We start from the raw sequence: 10,279 nt of genomic DNA, 5'->3' as shown, positions 1-10,279 counted from the left end.
GGTGTGGACGATCGAGCAGCACCCGGTCGTCCCGAAGCGCACCAGACGCGAAATCGCCCGGACCCTCGACGTGGAGGACCTCGTCCGGGACGCCGACCGGTTCATGGCGCTGCTGGACCGACTGTGGGTNCNGGGCGACCAACTCCTGGGAATGCTCCTCGGCAACGCCCAAGACCTGCGTTCGCGAATACAACAACACGTCCTCAGGAATCCCGGCGACTGGACCACGGAGCAACTCCTCGAAAACCTCGGCGCCTTCGAAGCCACCGACCGACGATTCGCGCTCTTCCTCGAGGGCATCGTGTCCGCCGACATCGTCCTGGACGAGACGGTACAGCGCCGGCTCGTCGATGCCATGAACCCCCACCTGCACGCCGCAGGCCTCGAACTGCGCGAGACGGACAGCGACGGCGGCTACCCGGTCTTTTGTGTGCTGTCCACCCGGTCCACCAGCGGACGCCCGAAAAATCTGATCTTCGCCGCCCTTCCCGACGGCGGAAAACCCGACATTCGCGTCACCGACGGCATCAACAACGACATCGAGATCGTGGACAACCCGCAGACCGTCCTGGTCTACGACCGCCCCCTGGGCACCGACGGAATCCGCCGGCGCGACCTCCAGGCATGGTGGAAGGAAACGCAAGGCCTGGACGACGACAAGACGGCCAAAGCGACCCTGTACGCGCGGCTCAAACAATCCCTCCCCGAGAACTCGCCGCCACAACGCACACTGTTCGATCTCTACCACCGCATCCACGGGCCGTCCGTGCCGAACCTGCCCGCGCTGCTCCCGGAGATCTGGCTCCACTGGGATCCCAAGACGGTCAAACAACGCGGTGCGAAAGCACTCCTCGGACACCGCATGGACTTCCTCATGCTGCTTCCCGGCGGCCATCGCGTCGTGCTCGAAGTCGACGGCCAACACCACTACACCCGCAACGAACGCCCGGACCCCCACGCGTACGCGCACAACGCACGCACCGACCGCGAACTCAAGCTGCGGGGCTACGAGGTNTTCCGCTTCGGCGCCGTGGAACTCCCGGACGACGANGCGCCCGCAGNCACGAGAGCGCANGCCTACGAGATGGTCGATCAATTCTTCACCGAACTGTTCCAGCGCTTCGGCGTCTCCGCGACCTGAACCCACCTCCGGCCCCCGGAGACGGCCGGAGCCCACACGATTCCCCGGACACGCCGTCGACCGCGCCGATGTCGGCCTCGCACCGGCGATCACCGCGTTGGAGAGAGCATCTCGACCACGTCCTCGATCGCCCTCAGAAGGGCTGCCCGCGCCCCGACCCGGCTACGCAGCGGCGGGCGCAGCCGGCTCGACGACGCTGCCCGGCGGTGAAGCAAGGACCACACCGCGCCACAGTCGATGGTGCGGCGGGGTTCGAGGCAGGGTCAACGAGAAAACCGACGCGGTGCGAGCGGACGTCGAAGGATCGCCAAACGTCACTGATCCCGCTCGCCACCCGCCGCCGCTCGCGTCCCTTCCTGCGCTCCTCTTGTGGTGGCGGTGTGTGGGTGTGCATGCTCGGGGTGTCATCACCGTGCGGGGAGGGGACGGCTGTGGCCGATACGGGTGCACGTGAACGGTCAACCGTGGGATGGGCGTTGGACGCGCCGGAGTCGCGTCTGCCGGTGAACCCGTCGGGGGCGGAGCCGTTGCCGGATCTGTCGGATCGACAGGGCCCGGTGCCGTTTGCGTTCCGGTTCCTGGTGACGGTCACCGGTACCGGCGGCATTCTGCCCGAGGACCTGTCCTACGACGAGGATGCGCAGACCGGTGTGTACGAGGACCTCCCGCCCGGGGTGTACATGACGAAGAACCCGCCCAAGACCTACGGCCCCACCCAGCCGTCGGGCCAGATGGACGCCCCGGACGACCCCGGCACCAGTGACGATTGAACCCGGCAACTCACCCACGCCCACACCCACAGGCCCGCCCCCGTCGCTGCGCCGCGAGGGCCATGTCCTGGTCCTGTCGGGTCGTTTCGATCCGACCGCGGATCTGGTGGTGGAGGAGCTCAACCGGCGAACGGTTCCAGTCTTTCGCGCGGACCTGGCCGAGTTCCCGATGGAGTTGTCCCTGGCCGCGTCGTTCGACGGCGCGGCCTGGTCCGGGACGTTACGGAACGACCGGCGCGAGCTGGACCTTGCCGCGGTGCGGTCGGTCTACTACCGCCGTCCGACCCGGCCGCGTTTCCCGGCCGGCATGTCGGTGCCGGCGCGGCGGGTCGCGGAGCGTGAGGCCCGTCTGGGCTTCGGCGGGCTCCTGGCCGCGTTGCCGTGCCGGTGGTTGCCGCCTCCGGGTCGGGCGGCGGATGCCGAGTACAAGCCGCTGCAGTTGCGGGTGGCGGCCGAGTGCGGTCTGACGGTCCCGCGCACGCTGATCACCAACGACCCGGCCGCCGCGCGGGCGTTCGCGGCCGAGGTCGCGGGCCCGGTGGTGTACAAGCCGTTCGGTCCGGTCCGCGGCGTCGTCGACGGGGAGTCGGTGGCGGTGTACGCGAGCGTTGTCGACCCGGACGCGCTGGACGATCCGGCGATCGCCACCACCGCGCATCTGTTTCAGGCAGCGGTCCCCAAGGCGTACGAGTGTCGGCTCACGCTGGTGGCGGGCCGGGTGTTCGCGGCCGAGATCCACGCCGGTTCCGCCGCCGCCCGGGTCGACTGGCGGCGCGACTACGACAGCCTCGCCTACAAGGTCTGCGACCCGCCGCCGGACGTGACCCGGGGTGTCCTGGCGATGCTCGACACGCTCGGTCTGCCGTACGGCGCGTTCGACTTCGTGATCACCCCGGCCGGCGCGTGGGTGATGCTGGAGCTGAACCCGTCCGGGCAGTATGGGTTCGTGGAACAGGCCACCGGGTTGCCGATCACTGTGGCGATCGCCGACTACCTCGAAGGAGTCATGTGAGCGTCCTCGACGACGACCAGGCCCTGATCGCCGCCCGGGTGCGCCTGGTCGAGCGCATCGCCGCCGGCGACGTCGTGCTCTCGTCCCGAATCGCCGAGGCGTTCCTCAACGTCCCCCGGCACGTGTTCACCCCGGTGTTCTACCGCCGCGAGAGCGGCGACCGCTTCACCCCATGGCACGCCGACGACGCCGACCATGCCTGGTGGGACGCGGTGTACTCGGGGGAATCGCTGATCACCGAGGTCGACGGCGTCCACGCCGAACACGCCCCGCCCGAGGGTGTGTCCGGGGTGCCGACCTCCTCGTCGACCGCGCCGGACCTGATGGCCGACATGCTCGACGCCCTCGACCCCGTCCCGGGCGCCCGCACGCTGGAGATCGGCACCGGCAGCGGCTACAACGCCGCCCTGCTCTCCCGGCTCGTCGGGGCGGACAACGTCACCACCGTCGACCACACCCCCCACCTGGTCGACACCGCCCGCGAACGCCTCAAGACCGCGGGATTCACCCCCGACGTCCTCTTGGCCGACGGCACGACGGGCTGGGCCCCGAGCGCCCCGTATGACCGGCTGATCGCGACCGCCTCGGTTCCGCGCGTCCCCCCGGCGTGGATCGAACAGTGCGCGCCGAGCGCGGTGTTGGTGGTTCCCCTCAAGGGCACCCTCGCCGGCGGATCGATCGCCTGGCTGAAGAAACTCCCCGACGGCACCGCCTCAGGCCGCCTCATGCACACCCCCGCCGCCTTCATGCCTCTGCTGCCCGACACCGATACCGACGTTGCCGAAGGCCGCCCTCGACCCGCCCACCCGGAGGCTGGCCACGCCGCGGAGCGGACTCGCACCTCGGCGTTGACTCCCCGAGTCTTGGACGACTGGACGTTCTCCTTCTTCGCCCAACTCCACCTCGACCCCCACACCACCCGCACCTTCGCCCACACCGAAGGCCGCCACGTCACGACCCTGCGTACGCCCGACGGCCGCGCCGCCACCGTCACCGAGACGGACTCCGGAGCCGAGGTCGCCCGGTTCGGCCGGCGGGACCTGTGGGCGCCGATCGAGCGGGCGTATCACCTGTGGCTGGACCTGAATCGGCCGCGCCGCGAGTGGTTCACCCTCGAGGCGGGCCCGACCGGCCAACACGTCCGCCTCGCCGCACCGGACGGGCACGCGTACACCTGGACGCTGTAAACAAGTCGTGGTGAATGCGCAGGGGTGGGGGCGCCCCCCTCGAAGGGGAACCGGGCCAAACCGTCTACGGCTGTCGCACTTCCTCGATTCCGCGCATCAGAGAAGCGCCGTCATCGGTCGCACGGACGCAGAAATCCTGGTCGGATCGCTTCATATCCGACAGCGAATCCACGTATCCGGGTGCGGCAAGCGCGAACTCCCGACTCAACCGCTCGTCGCATGTCGCGCGTGCGCGCGATCCGTACGGCGGCCGACGATACGCCTCATGAGCCCGGGTTCGCGGTGTCTTGCGGTGTGGAGAGGGTTGCCGCCGTGACGCGGACGAGCCGGGAGGGGTGGGCGTCGACGAGGCGGGTGATCTCCTGGGCCACGGTCGGTGGGACTCGGTTTCGGTCGAGGGCACGCAGGATCAGCAGGGGGACGAGCATGCCGTCCTCGCGAAGCAGTTCGACCAGGCGCTCGGAGGCGACCGGCTCGAACTCGTGGTCGACGGCCAGGAGAGCCAGGGCCCGCCCGGCGTAGGCCTTGACGGCTGCCCGGGGATCATGGCTCAACTGCAAGGCGAAGGCCAGGAGCCACGCGTTCGTACGGACTGCCGCAACCGTCGCGACGGTTCGGGCAGCCTCTTCACGGGCGGACTGATCGGGGGAACCGGCAAGCCGGGCGATGGAGGCGTGTGCCCTCATCTCGTCGACGAGGTCGTAGCAGACCAGGAAGCGCAACGCCTCGGGATAGGGGACCAGGGCGGGTCCCGGCTCGAACACGTCGACCATGCTCGTGTCCCGCAACAGGGTCTCGGCGTGTTCCCGGAAGATCCCCGCGACGCCGCCGGGCAACGAGGGCCGCTCACGGGCCAGACGATCGAAAGCCGGGGAACGATCCATCCGTTGGACACGCCCGTCGACCATGAACGCCGCGAGATCCTGCCACAGGAGCGTCGCGTCGGCATGGACAATGTACGCCGCGGCGACGTCGGCCGCACTGCGGTCGTGCAGGGAATACTCGCCGCGCGCAGCCTCCTCCCGAATGGCGGCGAGGGAGTCCTTCAGCAGGTCGACGGCCAAGCCGACCCCGTCGGCACGCACATCCACGCCGCCCACCAACGCGTTCAAGTACGCCGCCGCCGAATGGAGGTCATCGACCGGCCGATTCGCCCAGGTCGTTCCCACGCCCGGAAGCGCCTCGACGACTCCGACCGTGACGGGCAGGGACGACCGATCACCCTCGAGCCAGGACGCCCAACGAGCGGTCACTTCGGAGGGAACCCCCGCCCAGTCCAAATCATTCAGGGCCCAACCGATGGACCGATCCAAGGTTTCGTTGTCGGCAGGACCCGCGAAGCCGGTCGCGTCGAGCAGAATCTCGGCAACCCGTCCCGGCACACCGGCGGTGTTGGCCAACACGGCGGCCGAACGCCACGCGTCACCCAACCGGCTCGCCATCGGCCGCCACCGACCGGGCGCGTGCATCGGCCCACCATTCGCGATGACTTCGACGACGGATTCCAGCGCGGTTCGCGCCTCGACACTCGTCAACACCTCCGCCGCGCCGCGCAGAACACGCAGCTCGGCCGACCCCAACAGGGACACGGAGTTGCGACGGAGCAGGATCTGACGCGCGTCCCGACTCAGCGCCGACAGCGGACCCGCCTCGCGGAACCGCTCCACGGTCGCCTCGAGTTCGGACTGTGCCCCGGCGTGGCGCAGCAGGCGCAGAGTGTCGTCCAGGCCCTCGGCGCGCAGAGTCGAGCCCGGGTCCGCGAGCAAACGCATCAGGGCCGTCTCCTTGCGGGCCCGGTAGACGAGACGGTGTCCGAGCAGCTCGAGTTGCAACGCCGCGAAGAACATGTCCGGCGCACCCGCGCCGCCGATCGTTCGTGTCCTCGGCCGGAAGGCCCGTTTGTAGGCCTGCTCCAGAGACTTGGAGAGGGTGTCGGCGCGCATCCGATGCACGCGCTCTACCTGCTCCGACGAGGTGCCAAACCGTGGCGCCTCGTCTGCGGAGGCGGGGATGAGGCTGTATGCGGCATCACGGACGGCGGCTACCACACGGGCCAGTGTGGCGGTGTCGGAGCTACCGGGACGAGAGTCGGCCGGGAGGGGTGACAGGCGTGACACGTCCAAGGTGTCGAGCAGGCGTAGGGCTTCCTCGCTCGATTCGATGTGCCGGCGCCCCGAATCCCGCCACCGGAGCGCGCGTTGCTGGAGCAGGATCGCTCGTAGGAGCCTGTCGTCGTGGGTGGGTCCGGCCGTTCGATCGAGCAGAGTGTCCAAAACGATGTCGCACGTCCGGTAGTCGTCCAACTCGGACGCTGCACTGCAGGTGAACAGGGCGAGCACGCACAGCAGGGCGAGGTCGTCCTGCTCACCGTCCACGATCGTGCGCGTCAACTCGGCCGTTGCCTCCACGATGCCGTCCGGGGCGAGGGAACGCATGACATCGGACACGTTCTTGTCCGGACGGCCGGCGTCGCGAATTGCACGGCGTGGGGGAAAGCCCCTCACGATCGCCGCGATGGCTCCCACGGCCGTCGCTGTGTCCTCGGAATCGGGGTAGTCGGTGCAAGGGGCCACGTCCTGGGGACACAGGGCAGCGACGATCCAGGCCAGATTCATCGGTAGTCGTACCTCCCGAGGCCGTCGTGGCGACCGAGGTGCGGATGTGTGAGCCCGCCGAACTCCTGTGAGGTCCGCGGCGGAGCGGTACCAAACTCCGCCACGAGTCGGCGCCACATGAGGTTTCGCAGCCCCTCCTCGCTTGCGGTTCCCTGGACGAAGAAGGGGCCTGGGGCCATGTCTGTGGGGAGCGAGTCGTGAATCACCGCTTCGGCGGCGGAGGCGTTCGTGCCCACGACGAAGATACCGACGGGCACCTGATCGCTCGTGTAGGCCCCACACGCCGTTGAGACGATCGTCGTGATGGTGTGCCGCCGCTCGAGGACGGCCTTGGCGCCGACCACGGCGAAGATCAACGTGATGGGGAGGTCGGGACGGCGGCGATGGTCCTCGACGGCCGCCGCGGATTCCGAGAACCCCAGGCGGACCTCGTCGTAGATCTCCGCCCACCGTGCTCCCTGGGAGCCGACCAACAACCGGGTGACCGGACTTGGAGGCGGCGTCGCGGCGCCAGCTCGGTGCCGGGCGGCGTCTGCCGCCTCACGACGCAACTGGGTCCTCGCCAGGTCCACTTTCGTCATGATCTCGTGGAGCCATCGCAACTGCGCGAGATCATCGAATGCCGGTTTCACGATCGAGGAGTGTGTCCCCGCCAGATACGTGATCTGATCCTTGTCGATGGCGAAGGTCGCGCTGATCCTGTTGACGAACCTGACTTTGTCGCCGACAGCGGCGTAACGCGGCAGCAGAAATCTACGACCGCCGGTCGTGCCCACTGCATGGCCTTCCACGCGGGTCGCGAAGAACTGAATGGCTTCGCTGGGTTGAGGCGGCAACCTCTGAAGCCATCGCTTCTCACGGAATAGCAGAGAAGGCATCAAGTCGCCCCACCTCGATCCGACGCTGGGAGACGCGAACAAGGCCAGCGCAGCGATCGGAGTGACCTCGGGTCCGCCGTCAAACGCGACGTCCGCCAGATACGAGTGCACGGCGGAATGCGCGATCAGACCGCCGAGACTGTGCGCGGCAATGTAGATCTCTCCGTAGTCGTCCGAAAGACGATCCAGTGCCTCCCGCAGCTGGGCTGCATGGAAAGCCGGGTCGGCTCCCCGACGGAACAGGGCGCGCAGCCCGCTCTCGTAGTCGTACACGGCGACGTCCGCTGGAGGCATGCCCTCGCCACCGTTGAAGATCATTCCAGGCAGACGCCCCCACGTCTTGTAGCCCCGCCCGCCCAGGCCATGCACGAACACGGAGAGGCTCTTCCGGCGATCATCCTCGTGGAGGTGCAGGTTCACCCGCGAACTGTCGAACTCCACGACGCTGAAATCCCGCCGGCTGATCTTCTTGACCAACTGCTCCCCCTGGGTGACTGTTCGCGGCAAGGCTACAAGGCCTCCGACCGTGTCATCGCTTGGACGGAGGAGCTCAACGCGGCCATCACCGCCGGCAGCGGCCCTGGTCTACGGACGACACACCAACCCGACCTTCACGGTCCACCCGTTCGGCATGGTCGAGTTCCTGCGTCGGGTGGTCCGGGAGGACTGCGACGGGTGGTCGCCCTGGCCGATCAGCATCGGTGGTGAGCTGTGGAACTGCTCACCACCGACCTTCGTCCGCTGGCGGGTGGGGCAACTCCGCCGGAAGGCAGGACTCGACCCTGCCACTGGGGAACCGGACCCCTACGCTGACATGTTCCCTTGCTGACGGTGCGCAACGGACTCATGACGAATCGCGTCGAGGCTGGGTTTGGTGATGCGTTCGGTGCCGTCGTGCGGTGCGTTGGCGGAGGTGGGACGCGAGGCGGGGGAGTGTGCCCACGCGGTGTACGTTCACCCGCACCCGCACCGTGTTCACACAGGAACGCACGCGCCACAGGCACCGAGTCGACAAGGCCCTCCAGGACCCGCAGATCAAGCCGTCCGGCGTCGTCTCGGACCTGTTCGGCATGTCCGGGCGTGTCATGCTCGACGCGATGGTCGCCGGCGAGCGCAACCCGCGCCCTCGCCGACCTTGCGAAGGGCAGCGTGGTCAAGAAGAAGCCAGCCCTCGTCGAGGCCCTGACCGGGCAGTTCGACGAGCACCACGCCCGGCTGCTGCGAGTACTGTTCGGCACCGTCGACCATCCCACCGCGCAGATCCGGGAACTCGACCGGCTCATCACCCACACACTGGAAGAGATCGCCACCCCACACGAGGGCCCGGGAGCAGAACCGTCCGCCGGCGGCGTAAACGCCGGCGCCTTGACCGAGAAGCTGGACGCCGTCCCCGGAATCGGCCACCGCGCAGATCATCCTTGCCGAGATCGGCGCGGACACGACCCGCTTCCCCACCCCCGAACACCTCGTCTCGTGGGCGAAGTTGTGCCCCCGCACGATCCAGTCCGGAGCGAAGAACACCGCGGGCCCGGCCGGGCAGGGCAACCCCCGGCTCAAGGGCGCCCTCGGCGAGGCCGCCAACGCCGCCGCCCGCACCGACACCTTCCTCGGCGCCCGCTACCGGCGCATCGTCGAACGCCGCGGCCACGTCAAAGCCCTGGTCGCCGTCGTCCGCTCGATACTCGACATCGCCTGGCACCTGATCAACGACCCGGGCGCCTCCCATCGGGAACTCGGCTCCGACCGGCACCAACGGCATCTCAATCCCGCCCGCAAGACCCGCGATCTCGTCCGCCGGCTCCAAGCCCTCGGCCACCGGGTCACCCTCGAACCCACGGCCGCCTGACCGACCTCACCCTGGCGTCCGGTCCGCAAGCGGCTCGGACGCTGCCGCCTGCCTGGCTGAGCATTGATCTTCCGATCAGCTTCAGAGTCAAGCTGAGACAGGGACCGACAGCGTTGCTCGCAGGCCTGCACCGGGCCGCAACCTCGCGTCGGATGAGGGGAGGTTGTCCGACGCGACGCCAACCGTGTCGGCGTACTCGCCGCGCATTCGGCGGTTTCACCGACCTGCGGACACGTGGCCGGCGCGCTCGGATGCGGTGGTTGTCCCGACATGAGGTACAACAGCCGGTCGATGACGCCGCCCGCCAGGCCATCGGTGGAAACGGATCGATCAACTCCCGTTTCTCATGGGTCGGTTCACGTTGCGGCAGGGTGGCGGTCCATGCGTTCGTCGGCGACGATGATCGCAACTCCGTACAGGCGCCGAGGGCTTGCCATTCCCCGCCTTTCTCGACTGTCATAGGAGGGACGGTCCCGACCCGAGGAGTGTCATGAGCATCTACGAGTCCATCGGCGGTGAGCCGGTCCTGGTGGAGGTGCTGGACGGGCTCTACCGGCGCATCGTGCTCGATGCGGACCTCGCCCCGTTCTTCGCGAACCGCGACCTCGACCGGATCAAGGCGCGTCAGGCCGAGTTCCTGGGTCACGCTCTGGGCGGGCCGGTGGAGTACCGGGGCCGCCCGTTGTACAGGCAGCCCTGGGGAGACGTGGTGTATGAGAAGAGCCGCTCGATGAAGGACGTCCATCGCCTCGGGTGGTTGCGAATAGAGCAGCGGCACTTCGCCAGGTTCGTCGAGCACCTGGCGGCGTCGCTGACCGCCGCCGGAGTAG

General features: G+C 68.5%; 9 protein-coding genes. 6 read left to right on the top strand and 3 right to left on the bottom strand.

Translation table 11 applies throughout. The features are described from left to right. Position 1: 1 nt before the first annotated feature. The 4 genes from A3IC_RS53385 to A3IC_RS0109440 all read left to right on the top strand — a co-directional run bounded on the left by A3IC_RS53385 (position 2) and on the right by A3IC_RS0109440 (position 4,110). Positions 2-1,141, top strand: a complete 1,140-nt coding sequence (locus A3IC_RS53385; protein WP_086018422.1) for an AbiJ-related protein — start codon at positions 2-4, stop codon at positions 1,139-1,141. Between the two features lie 557 nt (positions 1,142-1,698). Continuing rightward, positions 1,699-1,911 (top strand): hypothetical protein, encoded by a 213-nt coding sequence (locus A3IC_RS0109450; RefSeq protein WP_245599195.1) that lies wholly within the window; start codon positions 1,699-1,701, stop codon positions 1,909-1,911. Continuing rightward, positions 1,901-2,923, top strand: coding sequence for an ATP-grasp ribosomal peptide maturase (gene tgmB / locus A3IC_RS0109445; RefSeq protein WP_245599194.1), 1,023 nt, complete (start codon positions 1,901-1,903; stop codon positions 2,921-2,923). Before A3IC_RS0109450 ends, tgmB begins: the two co-directional genes overlap by 11 nt. Continuing rightward, positions 2,920-4,110: a methyltransferase domain-containing protein gene (locus A3IC_RS0109440; RefSeq protein ID WP_020549813.1), complete on the top strand. Its 1,191-nt coding sequence runs from the start codon at positions 2,920-2,922 to the stop codon at positions 4,108-4,110. The genes tgmB and A3IC_RS0109440 overlap by 4 nt, the downstream gene beginning before the upstream one ends. A gap of 263 nt (positions 4,111-4,373) precedes the next feature. Here the strand turns inward: A3IC_RS0109440 and A3IC_RS0109435 are convergent, their stop codons facing one another. From A3IC_RS0109435 to A3IC_RS0109420, 3 genes are all read right to left on the bottom strand, one after another. Next, positions 4,374-6,545 (bottom strand): hypothetical protein, encoded by a 2,172-nt coding sequence (locus tag A3IC_RS0109435; protein ID WP_158695870.1) that lies wholly within the window; start codon positions 6,543-6,545, stop codon positions 4,374-4,376. A 176-nt stretch (positions 6,546-6,721) separates the two neighbouring features. Next, positions 6,722-8,080, bottom strand: coding sequence for an alpha/beta hydrolase family protein (locus A3IC_RS0109430; protein WP_158695869.1), 1,359 nt, complete (start codon positions 8,078-8,080; stop codon positions 6,722-6,724). 606 nt (positions 8,081-8,686) lie between these two features. Then, the gene (locus A3IC_RS0109420; RefSeq protein ID WP_158695868.1) at positions 8,687-9,043 is read right to left on the bottom strand and encodes a hypothetical protein; all 357 of its coding nucleotides are present in this window, start codon (positions 9,041-9,043) and stop codon (positions 8,687-8,689) included. Between A3IC_RS0109420 and A3IC_RS0109415 the strand changes: the two genes are divergently transcribed. Both A3IC_RS0109415 and A3IC_RS0109410 read left to right on the top strand, forming a co-directional pair. Beyond that, positions 9,015-9,449 (top strand): transposase, encoded by a 435-nt coding sequence (locus A3IC_RS0109415; RefSeq protein WP_106668840.1) that lies wholly within the window; start codon positions 9,015-9,017, stop codon positions 9,447-9,449. The genes A3IC_RS0109420 and A3IC_RS0109415 overlap by 29 nt on opposite strands. Positions 9,450-9,939: 490 nt before the next feature. Continuing rightward, positions 9,940-10,279 (top strand): group I truncated hemoglobin (locus A3IC_RS0109410; RefSeq protein ID WP_020549807.1); only part of this gene is annotated, 340 nt, incomplete at its 3' end.

This window comes from Embleya scabrispora DSM 41855, assembly GCF_000372745.1.
Classification (GTDB): domain Bacteria; phylum Actinomycetota; class Actinomycetes; order Streptomycetales; family Streptomycetaceae; genus Embleya; species Embleya scabrispora.
Note: the sequence above shows the minus strand (reverse complement) of the source record. Positions and strands in the feature narration are given on the sequence as shown.